The sequence below is a fragment of the Aeromonas sp. QDB30 genome, assembly GCF_027707645.1.
Lineage (GTDB): Bacteria > Pseudomonadota > Gammaproteobacteria > Enterobacterales > Aeromonadaceae > Aeromonas > Aeromonas caviae.
Map to the genome: position 1 here is coordinate 11,257 of NZ_JAPCIY010000056.1, position 18,014 is coordinate 29,270.

17 protein-coding genes are annotated in these 18,014 nt (G+C 61.6%); 9 read left to right on the forward strand and 8 right to left on the reverse strand.

The features are described 5' to 3' along the window. Positions 1–95 precede the first annotated feature (95 nt). From PG896_RS15400 to PG896_RS15410, 3 genes are read left to right on the forward strand one after another with little or no spacing between them, the layout of a single operon-like run. The gene (locus PG896_RS15400; RefSeq protein WP_151028593.1) at positions 96–1,667 is read left to right on the forward strand and encodes a cytochrome ubiquinol oxidase subunit I; all 1,572 of its coding nucleotides are present in this window, start codon (positions 96–98) and stop codon (positions 1,665–1,667) included. Next, the gene (gene cydB, locus PG896_RS15405) at positions 1,667–2,794 is read left to right on the forward strand and encodes a cytochrome d ubiquinol oxidase subunit II (protein WP_270835889.1); all 1,128 of its coding nucleotides are present in this window, start codon (positions 1,667–1,669) and stop codon (positions 2,792–2,794) included. The genes PG896_RS15400 and cydB overlap by 1 nt, the downstream gene beginning before the upstream one ends. 28 nt (positions 2,795–2,822) lie before the next feature. Then, positions 2,823–2,936 (forward strand): CydX/CbdX family cytochrome bd oxidase small subunit, encoded by a 114-nt coding sequence (locus tag PG896_RS15410; protein ID WP_010674207.1) that lies wholly within the window; start codon positions 2,823–2,825, stop codon positions 2,934–2,936. Positions 2,937–3,000: 64 nt separating this feature from the next. Here PG896_RS15410 and PG896_RS15415 read toward each other — a convergent pair whose 3' ends face one another. From PG896_RS15415 to PG896_RS15435, 5 genes are all read right to left on the reverse strand, one after another. After that, positions 3,001–4,170, reverse strand: coding sequence for an MFS transporter (locus PG896_RS15415; protein ID WP_010674208.1), 1,170 nt, complete (start codon positions 4,168–4,170; stop codon positions 3,001–3,003). 396 nt (positions 4,171–4,566) lie between these two features. Further along, complete coding sequence (gene dkgB, locus PG896_RS15420; RefSeq protein WP_270835890.1) at positions 4,567–5,370, reverse strand: 2,5-didehydrogluconate reductase DkgB; 804 nt, start codon at positions 5,368–5,370, stop codon at positions 4,567–4,569. Positions 5,371–5,460: 90 nt separating this feature from the next. Then, complete coding sequence (locus PG896_RS15425) at positions 5,461–5,751, reverse strand: putative quinol monooxygenase (protein ID WP_124245331.1); 291 nt, start codon at positions 5,749–5,751, stop codon at positions 5,461–5,463. Between the two features lie 153 nt (positions 5,752–5,904). Further along, the gene (locus PG896_RS15430) at positions 5,905–6,270 is read right to left on the reverse strand and encodes a VOC family protein (protein WP_124245332.1); all 366 of its coding nucleotides are present in this window, start codon (positions 6,268–6,270) and stop codon (positions 5,905–5,907) included. Positions 6,271–6,301: 31 nt separating this feature from the next. After that, positions 6,302–6,676: a DUF6404 family protein gene (locus PG896_RS15435; protein WP_124245333.1), complete on the reverse strand. Its 375-nt coding sequence runs from the start codon at positions 6,674–6,676 to the stop codon at positions 6,302–6,304. A 168-nt stretch (positions 6,677–6,844) separates the two neighbouring features. Between PG896_RS15435 and PG896_RS15440 the strand changes: the two genes are divergently transcribed. Further along, entirely contained in the window at positions 6,845–7,747 is a 903-nt protein-coding gene (locus PG896_RS15440) for a LysR family transcriptional regulator (protein WP_134996783.1), read from the forward strand. A 181-nt stretch (positions 7,748–7,928) separates the two neighbouring features. Here the strand turns inward: PG896_RS15440 and glpK are convergent, their stop codons facing one another. The 3 genes from glpK to tnpA all read right to left on the reverse strand — a co-directional run bounded on the left by glpK (position 7,929) and on the right by tnpA (position 11,306). Then, positions 7,929–9,431 carry a glycerol kinase GlpK gene (gene glpK, locus PG896_RS15445; RefSeq protein WP_043155270.1) on the reverse strand — a complete coding sequence of 501 codons (1,503 nt, stop codon included), beginning with the start codon at positions 9,429–9,431 and terminating at the stop codon, positions 7,929–7,931. A 54-nt stretch (positions 9,432–9,485) separates the two neighbouring features. Beyond that, positions 9,486–10,334, reverse strand: coding sequence for an MIP/aquaporin family protein (locus PG896_RS15450; protein ID WP_042880435.1), 849 nt, complete (start codon positions 10,332–10,334; stop codon positions 9,486–9,488). Positions 10,335–10,880: 546 nt separating this feature from the next. Beyond that, positions 10,881–11,306 carry an IS200/IS605-like element ISAeme8 family transposase gene (gene tnpA / locus PG896_RS15455; protein WP_041205574.1) on the reverse strand — a complete coding sequence of 142 codons (426 nt, stop codon included), beginning with the start codon at positions 11,304–11,306 and terminating at the stop codon, positions 10,881–10,883. A gap of 57 nt (positions 11,307–11,363) precedes the next feature. Between tnpA and PG896_RS15460 the strand changes: the two genes are divergently transcribed. The 5 genes from PG896_RS15460 to glpQ all read left to right on the forward strand — a co-directional run bounded on the left by PG896_RS15460 (position 11,364) and on the right by glpQ (position 17,897). Then, positions 11,364–12,503 (forward strand): RNA-guided endonuclease InsQ/TnpB family protein, encoded by a 1,140-nt coding sequence (locus tag PG896_RS15460; RefSeq protein WP_041206863.1) that lies wholly within the window; start codon positions 11,364–11,366, stop codon positions 12,501–12,503. A 47-nt stretch (positions 12,504–12,550) separates the two neighbouring features. Next, positions 12,551–13,918: a glycerol-3-phosphate transporter gene (gene glpT / locus PG896_RS15465; protein WP_102948239.1), complete on the forward strand. Its 1,368-nt coding sequence runs from the start codon at positions 12,551–12,553 to the stop codon at positions 13,916–13,918. Positions 13,919–14,019: 101 nt separating this feature from the next. After that, positions 14,020–14,778, forward strand: coding sequence for a DeoR/GlpR family transcriptional regulator (locus PG896_RS15470; RefSeq protein WP_010674233.1), 759 nt, complete (start codon positions 14,020–14,022; stop codon positions 14,776–14,778). A gap of 449 nt (positions 14,779–15,227) precedes the next feature. Beyond that, positions 15,228–16,715, forward strand: coding sequence for a glycerol-3-phosphate dehydrogenase (gene glpD / locus PG896_RS15475; RefSeq protein WP_102948240.1), 1,488 nt, complete (start codon positions 15,228–15,230; stop codon positions 16,713–16,715). A gap of 102 nt (positions 16,716–16,817) precedes the next feature. Then, positions 16,818–17,897 (forward strand): glycerophosphodiester phosphodiesterase, encoded by a 1,080-nt coding sequence (gene glpQ / locus PG896_RS15480; protein WP_102948241.1) that lies wholly within the window; start codon positions 16,818–16,820, stop codon positions 17,895–17,897. Positions 17,898–18,014 lie beyond the last annotated feature (117 nt).

Here is an 18,014-nt window from a genome sequence, read left to right on the forward strand (position 1 = left end):
TTTTCACTATAACTGCATCTGTTATAGGTGTCATGGACCATGGTGTACTTGGCGGGCGAAAACCTGTCCGTTAAATGCAACATAGAGAGTCATGCATGATAAGCCTGGATGATGTGGTCAGCCTCTCCCGAATACAGTTCGGGGCGACGGCGATGTTCCACTTTCTGTTTGTGCCCCTAACCTTGGGGCTGTCCTGGATCCTGGTGATCGCCGAGTCGGCCTACGTGATGACCGGCAAGGTGATTTACAAGGACATCACCCGCTTCTGGGGCAAGCTGTTTGGCATCAACTTCGTGATGGGGGTGACCACCGGGATCACCCTGGAGTTCCAGTTCGGGACCAACTGGGCCTATTACTCCCACTATGTCGGCGATATCTTCGGCACGCCGCTGGCGGTGGAGGGGCTGATGGCCTTCTTCCTCGAGTCCACATTGGTGGGCCTCTTCTTCTTCGGCTGGGACAAGCTCTCCCGCGGTCAGCACCTGCTGGTGACCATGCTGGTGGCGCTCGGCTCCAACCTCTCCGCCCTCTGGATCCTCATCGCCAACGGCTGGATGCAAAACCCGGTCGGCGCCGAGTTCAACCCCATGACCATGCGCATGGAGCTGGTGGATGTGGCCGCGGTCATCTTCAACCCGGTGGCCCAGGTCAAGTTCGTCCACACGGTGGCGGCAGGCTATGTGGCGGCCTCCCTGTTCGTGATGGGGGTGAGCAGCTGGTATCTGCTGCGCGGCATGGAGGTGCGCTTCGCCCTGCGATCCTTTGCCATCGCCTCGGGTTTTGGCCTCGCGGCCATCCTCTCGGTCATCGTGCTCGGGGACGAGTCGGGCTATCGCTCGGGGGAGGTGCAGAAGGTCAAGCTCGCCGCCATCGAGGCGGAGTGGGAGACGGAGCCCGCCCCGGCTTCCTTCACCCTGTTCGGCCTGCCGGATCAGCGTGCCGAGACCACCCACGCGGCCATCAAGATCCCCTATCTGATGGGCATCATCGCCACCCGCTCCCTGGATGAGCAGGTGACGGGCCTCAAAGATCTGAAAGCGCAGCACGAGGCGCGCATTCGCAGCGGCATGCTGGCCCACGAGGCGCTCGAAGCGATGCGGGCAGATGGCAGCAACCAGGCGGCGCGAGCCACCTTCGAGCGCCACCGCAGCGATCTGGGCTACGGCCTCTTGCTCACCCCCTATGCCAAGGAGATTGGCAAGGCGGACGAGGGGGCCATCGCCAAGGCGGTGGCGGACTCCATCCCCCAGGTGGCGCCGCTGTTCTGGAGCTTTCGCCTGATGGTGGGCATCGGCGTGGCGCTGCTGGCGCTCTTTGCCGCCGCCTTCCTGCAGCTGTGCCGGGGCAGGCTGGTGCAATCCCCGCGGCTGCTCAGGGCCCTGCTCTGGTCTATTCCACTGCCCTGGATTGCCATCGAGGCGGGCTGGTTCGTGGCGGAGTTCGGTCGCCAGCCCTGGACCATCAGCGACGTGCTGCCGGTGTCGGCCTCCGTCTCCCTGCTGCAACCGGGGCAGCTCTGGTTCAGCCTCATCGCCATCTTCCTCATCTACAGCAGCCTGCTGGTGGTGGAGTTGTTCTTGTTGCGTCATGTGATCCGCAAAGGGCCTGCCAGCCTGCAGACGGGTCGTTATCAAGGTGAAGTGTTGCAAAACGGGAGTCCTGCCTGATGGATTACGAAACCCTGAAAGTGATCTGGTGGGGGTTGGTGCTCTTCCTGCTGGTCGGCTTCGTGGTGATGGATGGCTTCGATCTCGGGGTCGGCATGCTGCTGCCCGTGGTCGGCAAGACGGATGACGAGCGGCGGGTGCTGCTCAACAGCGTGGGGCCGGTGTGGGAGGGCAACCAGGTGTGGCTCATCGCCGGTGCCGGCACCCTGTTTGCCGCCTGGTCCCTGGTCTATGCCGCCGCCTTCTCGGCGCTTTACGTGCCCTTCATGTTCCTGCTGTTCGGTCTCTTTTTGCGACCGGTGGGCTTTGACTATCGCAGCAAGCTGCCGGACCCGGTCTGGCGCCGCTGGTGGGACCGCGCCCTGGTGGTGGGTGGTCTGCTGCCGACCCTGGTGTTTGGTGCCACCCTTGGCCTAGTGCTGCAAGGGCTGCCGTTTCGCTTCGATGCGGCCCTTCGCATCCACTATGGCGCCTTTGCGTTCCACTGGCCGCTGCTGTTGACCGCCATGGGGACGGCGCTGGCGCTGCTCTTGCTGCACGGTGCCAGCTTCCTGCAGTGCAAGACCCAGGGGGCCATAGCAGCGCGCAGCGCCCGCCTCGCCCTCTGGCTCGGCCCCCTGGCGAGCGCCCTCTTTGCCCTTGGCGGCGTCTGGCTTGGGGAGATGGCGGGGTATCGCATCACGGCCATCGGCGATCTCAACGGCGCCCTCACTCCGCTGATGAAAGAGGTGGTGGCGGTGCCGGCGGGCTGGCTTGGCAACTTTGTCGCCCATCCGGTGCTCTGGGCCGTGCCTGTGCTCGGGCTCCTGCTGCCCCTGGTGTGCGCGCTGGCAAGCCGCCTCGGCAAGTCCGGGCTGGCGCTCGTTGCCAGCGGCGGTGCCTGCGCCGCCATGATGCTGACCGTGGCCATCGCGCTCTTCCCCTTCGTGCTGCCCTCGTCCCTGGATCCGGCCAGCAGCCTGACCCTGTGGGACAGCACCTCCAGCGAGCGCACCCTGCTTATCATGCTGGGGATCGTCGGGGTACTGATGCCGGTCAACATCGGCTACACCCTCTGGGTCTACCGGGTGGTGCGCGGCAGGGTCAGCGCCGAGCAGGTGCGCCAGCACGGCCACAGCCTCTACTAATCCGCTTCAACACAAGGATCAATGCGATATGTGGTATTTCACCTGGTTGCTGGGGCTGGGGTTCGCCTTGCTCTGCGGGCTGGTCAACCTGCTCTGGCTGGAGGCGCGCTGGGCTGCCGATGAGGATCTCAAGGAGCCCTGAGCCTCGCATCTTGCCCATGAAAAAAAGGCCGACACAGGGTGTCGGCCTTTTGCTTGCCCGGGGGTCAGGCAAGGGCGGCGCGGCGCTCGCCCGCTTCGCTGACATGGGTGAGGCCGTAGGCCAGCAGCACGATGAGGGCACCAATCCAGGGGGTGTGCATCAGGCCGAGGTGCTCCACCACGAAACCGCCGACCACGGAGCCCAGCGCAATGCCGACGTTGAAGGCGGCGATGTTGAGGCCGGAGGCCACATCCACGGCATTGGGGGTGTGGCGCTCGGCCTGTTTCACCACCAGTACCTGCAGACCCGGCACGTTGCCAAAGGCGAAGGCGCCCCACACCAGCACGGTCAGTACCGCCAGCACCGGGTGCGGTGCGGTGAAGGTGAGCACCAGCAGCACCACGGCGAGACCTGCAAACAGCAGCTTGAGGGCAGGCAGCGGGCCCATCCGGTCGGCGAGCTTGCCGCCCCAGATATTGCCGACGGCGACCGATACCCCGTACACCAGCAGAATGAGGCTGACCGCGCCGGCGCTAAAGCCGCTCACCTGTTGCAGGATGGGGGCGAGGAAGGTAAACGCCGTGAAGGCACCGCCGTAACCGAGCGCCGTCTTGGCGTAGACCAGCAGCAAGGGTTTCCTGGTAAGCACCGAGAGCTGCTCGCGAACGCTGGAGGCGGCCCCCTTCGGCAGGTTCCCCGGTACCAGCAGCAGGCTGCCCACCATGGCGACGAGGCCGAGCAGGCTCACCACCAGGAAGGTTTCGCGCCAGCCAAAGACCTGACCAATCCAGGTGCCAAGCGGGACGCCGGTCACCAGGGCGACCGTGAGGCCGCTGAACATGATGGCGATGGCGCTGGCCGCCTTCTCTTTGGCCACGAGACCCGTGGCGATGGTGCTGCCCACCGAGAAGAAGACCCCGTGGGCCAGCCCGGTGAGGATGCGGGCGACAATCAGGCTCTCGTACCCGGGGGCCTGCCAGGCCAGCAGGTTGCCGACGGTGAAGAGGGCCATCAGCCCCACCAGCAGCCACTTGCGCGGCAGCTTGCCGGTGAGTGCCGTGAGCACGGGGGCGCCGATGGCCACCCCAAGGGCATAGAGGCTGACCAGGAGGCCCGCCGAGGGGAGCGAGACATTGAGCTGCTCGGCGATGGTGGGGATGAGCCCCACGATCACGAATTCGGTGGTGCCTATGGCAAAGGCACTTAAAGTGAGGGCAAATAACGCCAGTGGCATAACAACTCCTTGGATTGGGACTCCCGACGGGAGAATGGCGCCAGTATGCCGAGGGTGTTTGTTGGTAAAAATGACGGCAACGTCAAATTACTTTTGCCAAATCAGCAGCAATGGAGCCATGGCAGAAGGAGTGGCTGAGGTTGCAGAGACAAGAGTGGGCCGTACAGCGCGAGTTGAATGCAGAGGCAAAGCGTACAGACCGAACTGGGAATAAAGAGGGAAGGGCAGCGGAAGGTTGCAGGGGAGGGGGCCAGCGGCGCGGGTGGCAGTGACGCGCGGTATTGGGGACAAAAAAAGCGGGAGGCACTGGGCCTCCCGCTCAGGTTCTCGTCGATGGTGTCGGGTTTTCTTTGCCCCCTTCTCCCCTGGCGGGAGAAGGGCTGGGGATGAGGGGGATCAATCCCAATTCGGCGCAAAGTCCGGGTTGGCGCAGCGCTCACCCCGATCCAGGGTGGCGATGGCGGCCATTTCATCGCGACTGAGTTGCACCTTCAGCGCGGCCAGGTTGGCGGCCAGATTCTCCCGCTTGGTAGAGCTCGGGATCACCGTCATGCCCTGGGCCAGCAGCCAGGCCAGCGACACCTGGGCTGCCGAGACGCCGTGGCGCTGGCCGATCTCCATCAGCAGCGGCTCGGCGAGCACCTTGCCATAGGCGAGCGGCATATAGGCGGTGATGGCGATACCCTGCTCCTGGCAGAACTCGACCACCTTGCGGTTTTGCAGCAGGGGGTGGATCTCCACCTGCTGGTGGGCGATGGCGCCCGGCCCCAGGATCTCGACCGCCTGTTTAAGCTGGGCCACGGTGAAGTTGGAGACCCCGATCTCCCGGGTCAGGCCCCGGGCTTTGGCCTCGGCGAGTTGCTCCAGATAGACCGCCATCGGCACCTCATCCTGGGGGGAGGGCCAGTGAATGAGCGCCAGATCCAGATAGTCGGTGCCGAGTTTTTCCAGGCTCACCTCCAGGCTCGGGATCACCTTGCCCGGACCGAACTCGCTGGTCCACACCTTGGTGGTCAGGTAGATATCCTGGCGGGGCACGCCACTCTCGCTCATCAACTGGCCGACTTCGGCCTCGTTGTCATAGATCTGGGCGGTGTCGATATGGCGGTAGCCAAGTTCCAGCCCCTGGAGCAGGGAGTCGCGAAGGGGCTGATCTTTCAGGCGGAAGGTTCCAAGACCCAGGTTGGGCATCTTCATCATCAAATTCCTCAGGTTAGTGTTTCTACGCTCAATGCTTTGTCTGTTTGCCGGGCCTGCGGTGCAGATCCGGCGGGGAGGGCGCCGGCAGCCTCAGACCCTGTGATAGCGGCGCACCAGGCTGCTGGCAAACCACTCCTGAGTGTCGGCCACGAAGGCGAGAAAATGGGGCTGCTGCTGGTGGGCGAGCAGGGCGGCTTCACTCTCCCACTCCTCGTACAGCATCCAGCTATGGGGGCTCTCCAGGCTCTGGTGCAACTGGTAGCAAAGGCACCCCGGCTCTTGCAGGGTAGCGGCGATCAGCGGCTCGAGGGCGGCGCGAAACTGGGCGGCGAATTCGGGTTTGGCGTCAAGCTGGGCAATCACAATCAGGGGGGATGGCATCTGAACCTCCTCGTTAAGACGGGAGTCAGTATGCCCGCCCCAGACTGGGGGATACAGGGCAGCAGTCGCAAAACACTATTGAGGTGAGTGCAGCAATGTGGCCTCCCCATGGCTGGTCGTGGTGCAGGTGGGCCAGGGGAGGGCGGAGTATTATCAGGCGCTGGCCGGTTCGGACCAGACCGCAAATTCATTGCCGCTGGGCTCGACAAAGTGAAAGCGGCGGCCACCGGGAAAATCGAACAGGGGGCGCACTATGATGCCCCCTGCGCCGGCTACCTTGCTCTGGGTCGCCTCGATATCGGCGCTGTAGAACACCAGGAGCGCCCCGCCCTGAGCACTCTGGCTGCACAGTTCGGTGCGGTAGAAGCCGCCATCCAGCCCTTCCCCTTCGAAGGCGCAATAATCGGGGCCGTAGTCGGCAAACTGCCAGCCAAAGGCGGCGGTGAAGAAGGCCTTGGTGGCGGCAAGATCCCTGGCCGCAAACTCCACATAGTTCAGTTTTTCATGGGCCCTGGTCATGGGCTCTCCTTGTCGGTGATTATTTCGGTTGTCAGCGTTTTTGCGTGCGGATCGTTGAGTGCGGCAAGGCGTCCCAGGGGGTCAGCTTGAGCCGCTTGCGCCGAAACCAGAACCAGGTCCCCATCAGCAGACCGAGCCCGATGCCAAACAGCAGGCTCTGGCGCAGGGCAAACCCCGGGCTCACCTCATCCTGCCAGCCGAGGCACCACATCAACACCCCCCAGATAGCGCCGATGGGGAGTCCCAGGGCAAGAACGTTGATCATAAAGCGTTCGTAGTGGGGCGGCCTGATGGTGAACCCCGCCTTTCGCAGCAGCCAGATGATCGGCGGGTTGTAGTTGAGCGTTTGCACGCCCTTCTCGGCCAGCTCCCGATGGGCGGCGGCCAATCTGTTGTCGAATGTCATGGATCGTCCCTGTCATAGTGTGGCGCCATACGGTGCCGGTTGGCGGCATTGTACTGGCAAGGGCGCAGATAAAACAGGTGGTGCGTCACGATACGAAGCGACGCCTGTCTTGCCAACTCCCGGCCATTGCACCTATAAAGGCCCATTACTCTTGCCAGGATGACAACAATGAAGACCCATTCCGATGAATTGACCCTGTTTGTGGCGGTGGTGGAGGCGGGCAGCTTTCGCCAGGCGGCGGAGAATCTCGGCATGGATAATTCCGTGGTGAGCCGCGGCATCAAGCGCCTCGAAGAGAAGCTCGCCACCGTGCTCCTCAACCGCACCACGAGGCGGGTCAGCCTGACCGAGGAGGGGAGCTGGTTCTATCAGCGGGCGGTGAAGATCCTGACCGAGATGAGCGAGGCGGAAGGGTTGCTGCTGATGCGCCGGGAGCAGCCGGAGGGCATATTGCGGGTGGACGCCGCCACCCCCTTCATCCTGCATAGATTGGTGCCCATCATCGGCGAGTTTCGCCGCCGCTACCCCGCCATCGAGCTGCAACTGCACAGCTCCGAGGGCTTCATCAACCTGATGGAGCGGCGGGTGGACATGGCCATTCGCATCGGCGAGCTGACGGACTCCTCCCTGCGGGCCCTGCCCCTTGGCCGCTCGCGGCTGCGGCTGCTGGCCTCCCCCGACTATCTGAAGGCACGCGGTACCCCGCGCCAGCCGGCTGACTTGCTGTCTGGCCATGAGCTGCTCGGTTTTTTGCACCCCGATCACCTCAATCATTGGCCCCTATTGAGCGAGGAGCAGGGGGACAGGTTCGCCATCACCCCGACCCTGCGGGCCAGCAGCGGGGAAACCTTGCGTCAGCTGGCGCTGGCGGGGCAGGGGATCGTCTGCCTGTCGGACTTCATGACGGGGGATGACAGGGCGAGCGGGGCGCTGGTGGAGGTGCTGGCCCGCAGCAACAGCGGCGCCTCGCGCCCCATCCATGCGGTCTTCTACTCCGATGCCCAGCGGGACATCCGGCTGCGGGTCTGGCTCGATTTCCTGAAAGAGCAGCTCGGTGCTGAGGCGTTGTAGAGGGCTTGTCGACAGTTCCAACCCCCTCCACGAGGGGGAGGGGTCATTTTCTCCCACCCCTTGGCAAGGGGAGGGCTGGGGTCGGGGGCGGTCAGAACAGTCGTGCTCGCCAATAAAAAGAGGCCGACATCGCTGTCGGCCTCTTTGCTTTTTTCATCTCAAGGACGCGTTGGTTACCCCATCACTCCTCTTCGGCCCAGCGGCGTGAGCGTTCCACCGCCTTCTTCCAGCCGCTGTAGCGCTTGGCGCGATCGTCGCGGTCCATCTGCGGAATGAACTCGCGGTCCACGCTGAACTTGTCTTCCAGCTCGTCGGAGCTCTTCCAGAAGCCCACGGCGAGGCCGGCCAGGAAGGCGGCGCCCATGGCGGTGGTCTCGATGCGGGTCGGACGCACCACAGGGGTGTGCATCATGTCGGCCTGGAACTGCATCAGGAAGTCGTTGGCCACGGCGCCGCCATCCACCTTCAGGGCTGCCAGCTTGATGCCGGAGTCCTGCTGCATGGCATCCAGCACGTCGCGGCTCTGGTAGGCGATGGATTCCAGCGCAGCGCGGATGATGTGGTTGCGGTTGGCGCCACGGGTCAGGCCGACCATGGTGCCGCGAGCATACGGATCCCAGTAGGGGGCGCCCAGGCCCACGAAGGCCGGCACCAGGTAGACGCCGTTGGTGTCGCCTACCTTGCTCGCGAAGTAGTCGGTATCGCGGGCATCGTGGATGATCTTGAGCTCATCGCGCAGCCACTGGATGGTGGCGCCACCCATAAATACCGCACCCTCGAGGGCATAATTCACTTCCCCTTTCGGGCCGATGGCGACTGTGGTCAGCAGGCCGTTGCTGGAGCGAACCGGCTCGGTGCCGGTGTTCATCAGCATGAAGCAGCCGGTACCGTAGGTGTTCTTGGCCATCCCTTTTTCGAAGCAGAGCTGGCCGAACAGGGCGGACTGCTGGTCACCGGCGATACCGGCGATGGGGATGCGGGCGCCGCCGCCACGGGTGGTGTAGCCATAGACCTCGGAGGAGGGTTTGACTTGCGGCAGCATGGAGGCGGGGATGCCCAGCTCGTCCAGCATGCGCTCATCCCACTTCAGGTCGCGGATGTTGTAGAGCATGGTGCGCGAGGCGTTGGTCGGGTCGGTGACGTGCACCTCGCCGTTGGTCATCTTCCACACCAGCCAGGTGTCGATGGTGCCGAACAGCAGCTCGCCGTTCATTGCCTTCTCCCGGGCCCCTTCCACGTTGTCCAGGATCCACTTCACCTTGGTACCGGAGAAGTAGGCATCCAGCACCAGGCCGGTGTTTTCGCGAACGTACTCTTCAAGGCCCCGGGCCTTGAGTTCTTCACAGATGGCCGCGGTGCGGCGGCACTGCCAGACGATGGCGTTGTAGATGGGCTTGCCGGTGGCCTTTTCCCAGACGACGGTGGTTTCACGCTGGTTGGTGATGCCGATGGCGGCGATCTGCTCGCTGTGCAGGCCGCTCTTGGCCAGCACTTCGGTGAAGACGGAGGACTGGGTCGCCCAGATCTCCATGGGGTCGTGCTCGACCCAGCCCGCTTTCGGGTAGTGCTGGGTGAATTCGCGCTGGGAGGTCGCGACGATGTTGGCGTCCTGATCGAAGACAATGGCACGGGAAGAGGTGGTGCCCTGGTCCAGCGCAACGACAAATTTCTTTTCAGCAGACATGATGTTCTCCACGTTTTTATTTTCCACGTTGTTACACGTTGGGGAGGGCCGCTCTCAGGCGGCGGCCTCTTCTTTGTTAGACAGCTTGGAGGCTTCTTCGGTGGCGACGCGGTTGCCCGGGACGCAGGGAGCCAGCACTTTCACATACAGGGCGGTACCGATCTGGGCGCCGACGATGGGGCCAAGGATGGGGACCCAGAAGTAGGGGTTGTCACGACCACCGGTCAGGGCCACGTCACCCCAGCCAGCCACGAAGGCGAACAGTTTGGGGCCGAAATCACGGGCCGGGTTCATGGCAAAGCCGGTCAAGGGGCCGAGGGAGGCGCCGATCACCGCGATCAGGATGCCGATGAGCAGGGCGGCGGCGAAGCCTTTGGGGGCGCCGTTGTTGTTGTCACCCAGTGCCATGATGCCCAGCATCAGGACGGCGGTGATCACCATCTCGACCGCGAAAGCCTGCATGTTGGAGAGCAGGGCATTGGGGTAGGTGGAGAAGATGCCTGCGGTGCCGAGGCTCTCGACGCTGCCGCGCACCACGTTGTGGGTCAGCTCCCACTGGGTGAACAGGTTGCTGTAGAGGGCGTAGACCAGGGCGGCGGAGGCGAATGCCCCGGCTATCTGGGCGATGATGAAGGGCACCACCTTGCGCTTGTCAAAGCCGCAGAAGGTCATCAGTGCCAGGGTCACGGCAGGGTTGAGGTGGGCACCGGAGATGCCACCGGTGACATAGATGGCGATGGCGACACCCAGGCCCCAGGTAATGGAGATTTCCCATTGCCCGAAGTTGGCGCCAGCCAGCACCAGGGCGGCCACGCAGCCGACGCCGAAGAAGATCAGCAGGCCGGTGCCGATAAACTCGGCGAGGCACTCGCCAAGCAGGGTATTGGGTCTTTGTATGCTCATAGTTGTTATTCCTTATATCCACCCACAGTAGGTTTGATGTTCCGTTTTGTTATCTTTCATTCCCATTCATTGCGCCCGAAAACGTTTCTTCTTGTTTTTTGAGCTTGCGCAAACGTTATGCTCGTTTGCGCTCGTTCTTGGACGAGAGAGACAATAAACCTTCTGCGTCAATTCACCATCCCCCCGCCACCGGAAATGTGGGCAAGATCCCATTCATTGCTAAGAAAATGTGACGAAAAGCAACAGTTGTCGGCCATATTACTCCTTAGTGAGTAGCCAAAAGCCACGCCATGCGTGGGCTGACCCTGGATGCGCGTTCACTCACAGCGTCACAATTTTTGTAATAAAACTGCAATAATTTAGCGCTCATCACAGATTAAATGTTCACAAATGAGCACAATAAGCTCGCTTGCGAATCAAGACGCGTCTGATCGCCGGCATGAGCGGGGCGTCCTCAACCGCCCAGAACAACAATAAAAGGAAGCAGAACATGCTTAGCAACTGCCCCGTAAACCCTCGCCCAATCGGGCGGGGATATAAGGGGAGCTAATCTGGTGTGTTCTGCGAGGCCACATACGCCTTGAGCGTTTCGATAGTGGCCCCGCCAGCACTGCAAGCAAAGTAAGAGCGCGACCACAGGAGCCCGCTATTACTTTGCTTTCGTAGGTGCGTATTCAATATGCGGATCTGGCGGCTACTGATCGACTTCAAATTATTGACCAACACACTGACGGCCAACTTCGGTGGATAGGCTACGAGCAGATGAACGTGATCGGCTTCGCCATCCATCTCCAGAATGTCGATCTCCAACTTCTCTGCCGCAGATAAAAATGCGCCGCGCATCTGCTCGATCATGGTGCCATCAAGCAGTTTGCGGCGGTACTTCGTGGTGAAGATTAAATGCACAACTAGCTTGCTGACGGAGTGACGCCTCCGCAGATACCTAGTCAAATCATCATGATGCACACTCACTTGCAATACTCCGTTAAAAGTCATACTGTATGGGTATCCTAGTAGCGAGCGGTGACTTTGAGAAGAGCAACGAAAGTACGCATTTATCCGACCGACGAACAAGCGGCATTCTTGAATGCCCAGTTCGGCGCGGTGCGGTTCGCGTACAACAAGGCCCTTCATATTCAACGACACATGTTCAAGCGTCACGGGATTTCACTGAAACCGAAACGCGACCTGAAACCCATGCTCGCAGTGGCGAAAAAATCGCGCAAATACGGCTGGCTAAAGGAGTACGATTCACTCGCCTTGCAGCAAGCGGTGATTAATCTCGACAAGGCATTCGCCAACTTCTTCAATCCCAAGCTCAAGGCACGAATGCCTACCTTCAAGAGCAAACGGGGCAGGCAATCCAGCTATCACCCCAACGGAAAGGTGCTCACAGCGGCTATCCAGTTGCCGAAGATGACGCCCATCAGGGCGGTCATTCATCGAGATATTATCGGCGTGGTATCCAGCATCACAGTCAGCCGTGGCCCGACAGGGAAATACTATGCTTCCATCCTTTGCGAGGATGGCTGCGAGGCTCCCGCCAAGCCCACCTTCATCACGGACGTGACTGGCTGTGATATGGGGCTGTCCCACTACCTCATTGAGTCGAGCGGCAAAAAGATTGCCAATCCACGCCACCTTATCAACGCCAGTCGCAATCTACGACGCAAGCAAAAGGCACTGTCTCGCAAGAAAAAGGGCAGCGCCAACCGTGGCAAGGCAAGACGGCAACTGGCCGCCCTGCACGAACGGGTAGCCAATGCCCGCGCCGATTTTCAGCACAAACTCTCTCACACGATGGTTGACGAAAACCAAGCGGTCATCGTGGAGACATTGAAATCAGCGAACATGATGAAAAATCACAAACTGGCCCGCGCCATTGGCGATGCTGGTTGGCATGGTTTCATCATGAAGCTGGAGTACAAGGCACAAGCGGCGGGTCGCCACCTAATCAAACTTGATCAGTGGTTTGCCAGCTCGAAACTGTGTAGCGATTGCGGCCACAAGATGCCGGACATGCCGTTGCATCAGCGGCAGTGGGTATGTCCAGCGTGTGGGGCAGGGCATGACCGCGACATTAACGCGGCCATGAATATCCAGCAACAAGGCATATTGGAATTAAAGGCGGCGGGACACGTCGTTTCTACCCATGGAGGCCAGCGTTAATCTGCCAATTCGGCAGTAGCGGCCTAAGAAGTGGGAAGCCTCGCCGCTTGCGGCGGGGAGCAGTCACTCTCTTCAGGCCTGCACCCCATATCGACCGGCTGCCGGCCGACAAGGTGGATCCCTTCTATAAACGCATGCGTTGGCAGGTGTTCTTCGGGATCTTCTTCGGGTATGCGGGTTACTACCTGGTACGGAAAAACTTCAGTCTGGCGATGCCCTACCTCATCGAGCAGGGCTTCTCCCGCGGGGATCTGGGTCTGGCCCTCTCCGGCGTCTCCATCGCCTACGGTCTCTCCAAATTCCTGATGGGGAACGTGTCGGACAGATCCAACGCGCGCTACTTCCTCTCCGCCGGTCTGCTGCTCTCGGCAGGCATCATGTTCATGATGGGGACCATGCACTGGGCTACCTCCAGCATTGGCATCATGTTCGTGCTCCTGTTCCTGAACGGCTGGGCACAGGGCATGGGCTGGCCTCCCTGCGGCCGCACCATGGTGCACTGGTGGTCACAGAAGGAGCGGGGTGAGATCGTCTCGGTCTGGAACGTGGCCCACAACGTGGGCGGCGGCATGATAGGCCCCCTGTTCATCCTCGGCATGGGCTGGTTCAACGACTGGCGCAGCGCCTTCTATGTGCCTGCGGCGGCGGCGGCGGCCATCGCGGTGATTGCCTTCTTCGTGATGCGCGATACCCCGCAATCGGTCGGTCTGCCCCCCATCGAGGAGTACAAGAACGACTACCCGAAGGATTACAACGAAAGCCACGAGCAGGAGTTCTCCGCCAAGGAGATCTTCATGAAGTACGTGCTGCACAACAAGCTGCTCTGGTATATCGCCATCGCCAACGCCTTCGTCTACCTCATCCGTTACGGCGTGCTGGACTGGGCGCCCACCTATCTGAAAGAGGCCAAGGACTTCAGCGTGGATCACTCCTCCTGGGCCTACTTCCTCTATGAGTGGGCGGGGATCCCGGGCACCCTGCTGTGCGGCTGGATCTCCGACAAGATGTTCAAGGGCCGCCGTGCCCCGGCAGGCATCCTGTTCATGGTGCTGGTGACCCTCTCCGTGCTGGTCTACTGGTTCAACCCGGCGGGGAACCCGACCATCGACATGATGGCCCTGGTCGCCATCGGCTTCCTCATCTATGGCCCCGTCATGCTGATCGGCCTCTACGCTCTGGAGCTGGCGCCCAAGAAGGCGGCCGGTACCGCGGCGGGCTTCACCGGCCTGTTCGGTTATCTGGGTGGCGCGGTCGCGGCCAACGCCATGCTGGGCTATACCGTTGACCACTTCGGCTGGGACGGCGGCTTCATGGTGCTCACCGTCTCCTGCGTGCTCTCCATCATCCTGCTGGCCATGACCCTCAAGCACGAGAACGAGTCGATTGCCGCCAAGGCGGCTGCCCATAAGGCATAAAACGTGATCCTGCCCTTATCGATTGGAAAAGGGATCAGGTACACTGCCAAAGGCCCCGCACCTGCCGGGGCCTTTTTTCGTCTCATCTGCGGAGTGCAAGCGTGAAGCAAACCCAACGACATCTGGAGATCCTGGACGTCCTGACCCGGCAGGGTTTCGTCTCGACCGACGATCTGGTGACCCATTTTGACGTCAGCCCCCAGACCATTCGCCGGGATCTCAACGATCTCGCCGAACAGAACAAGATCCGGCGCCATCACGGCGGGGCCTCACTGCATTCGAGCACCGTCAACACCGCCTACAGCGCCCGCAAGGTGATGCAGCTCAAGGAGAAGGAGCGCATCGCCCGGGAAGTGGCCGCCAACATCCCCGACGGCTCGTCGCTCTTTATCGACATCGGCACCACCACCGAGGCCATCGCCCGGGCCCTGCTCGACCACCGGGAGCTGCGCGTGGTCACCAACAACCTGAACGTCGCCAGCATCCTGACCGCCAAGGATGACTTCACCGTCATCATCGCCGGCGGCGAAATTCGCAACCGGGATGGCGGCATTGTCGGGGAGGCGACCCGCGACTTCATCGGCCAGTTTCGCATGGACTACGGCGTCATCGGCATCTCGGGCATCGACAGCGACGGTTCCCTGCTCGATTTCGACTATCACGAGGTGAAAATCGCCCAGGCCATCATCGCCCACTCCCGCCAGGTGTTCCTGGCCGCCGACCACACCAAGTTTGGCCGCAACGCCATGGTCAACCTCGGCAACCTCAACCAGATCCACGCCCTGTTCACGGATCAGGAGCCGCCGGAGAAGCTGATGCGACTGATGTCCCAGCATCAGATCGCCTGCCATATCTGCTGAGCTTCCCCGTACAGGCATCAGGCCGCCTCGGGGCGGCCGCTTTTTTTTCTGCCCCCTCCCGGCCTGCGGCGTCTCCCTTGCGGCGCCTAAGAGGCCAGTTCCTGGCGCTGACACACCTTCTTTGACCCCTGATGTTGCCCCCGCACTCGGGCACCCGGTTTGCACCGACGCTAGGCGCCTGCGAGGAATTCACGCCATCGCCTTCATCACCTTGCCCCATGGGCACCCCCATCCGGCACTCTTTGTTCTCCTCCCTGCCCGAAATGGCTGTTTCCGGCAGACCTTAGCTTGGCCAGGCCATCACCGACTGGCAGCATTTTTAGCATTGTGAAAACAATCGCGATCACATTTCTCTCACGAAATGTTCGTTTATTGGTTTTTTATGTTCTAATATGAGCGAAATCAAACATTGCTGTCATGGCAAACACAAAATAAGAAAGTAGGTGAACATGAGCGAACATTATGATCTGGTCGTCGTCGGCGGCGGCATCAACGGGGTCGGCATCGCGGCAGATGCGGCGGGGCGGGGGCTGAAGGTGGCGCTGTTCGAGGCGAGCGATCTCGCCTCTGCCACCTCGTCCAACTCCAGCAAGCTGATCCACGGCGGCCTGCGCTATCTCGAACATTACGAATTCCGGCTGGTGAAAGAGGCGCTGGCGGAGCGGGAGGTCCTGCTCGGTATGGCTCCCCACATCGCCCGTCCCATGCGTTTTCGTCTGCCTCATCGCCCGCACCTGCGTCCGGCCTGGATGATCCGCGCCGGTCTCTTCCTTTATGACAACCTGGCCAAGCGGGACAGGCTCAAGGGGAGTTGCGGTCTGCGCTTCCTGCCACAGGACGGTCTCAAGAGCGGCATCAACAAGGGCTTTGAATACTCGGACGCCTGGGTCGACGACGCCCGGCTGGTGGTGCTCAATGCCATGCTGGCGCGGGACAAGGGCGCCGATGTCCAGACCCGTACCCGCTGTGTCAAGGCGGTGCGCGGCTCCAAACACTGGACCCTGACGCTGGAGCGGGAAGGGGGCGAGCAATTCACCGTCAGCTGCCGTGGTCTGGTCAATGCGGCGGGCCCCTGGGTCAAGACCTTCTATGACGAGAGCCTGAGCGAGAAATCCCCCCGCGGCATTCGCCTCATCAAGGGGAGCCACATGATAGTGCCGCGCATCCATGAGCGCGAAGAGGCTTACATCCTGCAAAACGAGGACAACCGCATCGTCTTCGTCATCCCCTACCAGCAGGACTATTCCCTCATCGGCACCACGGACGTGGAGCACAAGGGCAGCCCGCGGGAAGCCAAGATCAGCGATGCCGAGATCAACTACCTGTGCAAGGTGGTCAATGCCCACTTCACCAGGCAGATAAGCCCGGCAGACGTGGTGTGGACCTATGCCGGGGTGCGCCCCCTGTGTGACGACGAGTCCGATTCACCCCAGGCGGTGACCCGGGACTACACGCTCGAGCTCAGTGGTGAATCCGACGGCGCGCCGCTGTTGTCGGTGTTTGGCGGCAAGCTCACCACCTACCGCAAGCTGGCCCAGGCCGCCTGCAACAAGCTCAAGCCCTGGTTCAGCCAGATGGGAGAGGACTGGACCGCCTCCTGCCGGCTGCCCGGTGGCGAGTTCGACTGCTCGGTGCGTGAACTGGCGCGTGCCTTTGCGCTGGAATTCGACTGGCTCGACGATCGCAGCGCCCTGCGCATCGCCGAAGCCTATGGCGCTCATGCCCGCCTCTGGCTGAAGGAGGAGCGCGGCCAGCACTTTGGCGCCGGGCTGTATGAATCCGAAGTGCGCTATCTCATCGCGCGCGAATGGGCCCACTCTCTGGAGGACATCCTGTGGCGCCGCAGCAAGCTGGGGCTGCGCCTGTCGGAATCCGAGCAGCAGCAGCTCGGTGCCTGGCTGCTCGAGCACCACCACGTCCTGCCCGAAGCCTGCTGATGACCCATGGCGGGCGGCCTTAGCCGCCCGCCGTCAAACTGCAATAAACCCCTGCTATAACAATTACCTGCATCCTACACACCATAACAACGAGACCTCTTGATGAAGCAACCTCACCGTACCCTGATAGCCCTTGGCCTCGGGGCCGCCTTGGCGCTGCCCGCACTGGCGGCCGACGAAGGCAAAATCGTGATCGCCCACCGTGGTGCCTCCGGTTACCTGCCGGAACACACCCTGGAATCCAAGGCCCTGGCCTATGGCATGGGGGCCGACTATCTGGAGCAGGACCTGGTGATGACCAAGGATGACCAGCTGGTGGTGATGCACGATCACTTCCTCGATGGCATCACGGACGTGGCCGAGCGCTTCCCCGGCCGGGCCCGCCCGGACGGACGCTACTATGTGGTGGATTTCACCCTGGGCGAGGTGCGCTCCCTGCGCATGACCGAGCCGTTCCAGCTGGTGGACGGCAAGCAGGTGCCGGTCTATCCGGCGCGCTTCCCGCTGTGGAAGTCCAGCTTCAGGATCCATACCTTCCAGGAAGAGATCGAGATGATCCAGGGGCTCAACAAGAGCACCGGCAAGCACATCGGCATCTACCCGGAGATCAAGGCTCCCTGGCTGTTCCGCCACGAGGGCAAGGACATCTCCAGGGCGGTGCTGAACGTGCTCAAGGAGTACGGCTACACCAGCAAGAGCGACAAGGTCTATCTGCAGTGCTTCGATGCCAACGAGCTCAAGCGCATCAACGGCGAGCTGATGCCCGCCATGGGTATGGACTTGAAGTTGGTGCAGCTGATGGCCGAGACCGACTGGAACGAGACCATGGTCTATGACGCCAAGGGCAAGGCGACCCCCTATGACTACGACTGGATGTTCAAGCCGGGTGCCATGAAGACCATCGCCACCTATGCCGAGGGAATCGGTCCCTGGAAACCCATGGTGGTGACCGAGCCGGGCACTCCCGGCAAGCCGGTCTTCACCGGCATGGTGAAAGAGGCCCACGCGGCCGGTCTCAAGGTGCATCCTTATACCTTCCGTCAGGATGAGGGGCAGATCCCGGCCTATGCGAAAGACTTCACCGACCTGCTCAACATCTTCCTCTATCAGGCCGATGTGGACGGGGTATTCAGCGACTTCCCCGACAAGGCGGTCGAGGCTATCAAGGCCCACGGCAAATAATAAAAGAAGAGCAACACGGGAATGCAAGCGGGGCCAGGTGCCCTAATGCCAGTCAGTTAAGCCTGACTGGCATTGTTTTTACTAGGTTTTCTCGTCGCATACTTCTGTGGTTTGGCT

Excerpts from the sequence above, each read along its gene's own strand:
- PG896_RS15400 (WP_151028593.1), top strand. The coding sequence starts at position 96 with ATGATAAGCCTGGATGATGTGGTCAGCCTCTCCCGAATACAGTTCGGG.
- cydB (WP_270835889.1), top strand. The coding sequence starts at position 1,667 with ATGGATTACGAAACCCTGAAAGTGATCTGGTGGGGGTTGGTGCTCTTC.
- PG896_RS15410 (WP_010674207.1), top strand. The coding sequence starts at position 2,823 with ATGTGGTATTTCACCTGGTTGCTGGGGCTGGGGTTCGCCTTGCTCTGC.
- PG896_RS15415 (WP_010674208.1), bottom strand. The coding sequence starts at position 4,170 with ATGCCACTGGCGTTATTTGCCCTCACTTTAAGTGCCTTTGCCATAGGC.
- dkgB (WP_270835890.1), bottom strand. The coding sequence starts at position 5,370 with ATGATGAAGATGCCCAACCTGGGTCTTGGAACCTTCCGCCTGAAAGAT.
- PG896_RS15425 (WP_124245331.1), bottom strand. The coding sequence starts at position 5,751 with ATGCCATCCCCCCTGATTGTGATTGCCCAGCTTGACGCCAAACCCGAA.
- PG896_RS15430 (WP_124245332.1), bottom strand. The coding sequence starts at position 6,270 with ATGACCAGGGCCCATGAAAAACTGAACTATGTGGAGTTTGCGGCCAGG.
- PG896_RS15435 (WP_124245333.1), bottom strand. The coding sequence starts at position 6,676 with ATGACATTCGACAACAGATTGGCCGCCGCCCATCGGGAGCTGGCCGAG.
- PG896_RS15440 (WP_134996783.1), top strand. The coding sequence starts at position 6,845 with ATGAAGACCCATTCCGATGAATTGACCCTGTTTGTGGCGGTGGTGGAG.
- glpK (WP_043155270.1), bottom strand. The coding sequence starts at position 9,431 with ATGTCTGCTGAAAAGAAATTTGTCGTTGCGCTGGACCAGGGCACCACC.
- PG896_RS15450 (WP_042880435.1), bottom strand. The coding sequence starts at position 10,334 with ATGAGCATACAAAGACCCAATACCCTGCTTGGCGAGTGCCTCGCCGAG.
- glpD (WP_102948240.1), top strand. The coding sequence starts at position 15,228 with ATGAGCGAACATTATGATCTGGTCGTCGTCGGCGGCGGCATCAACGGG.
- glpQ (WP_102948241.1), top strand. The coding sequence starts at position 16,818 with ATGAAGCAACCTCACCGTACCCTGATAGCCCTTGGCCTCGGGGCCGCC.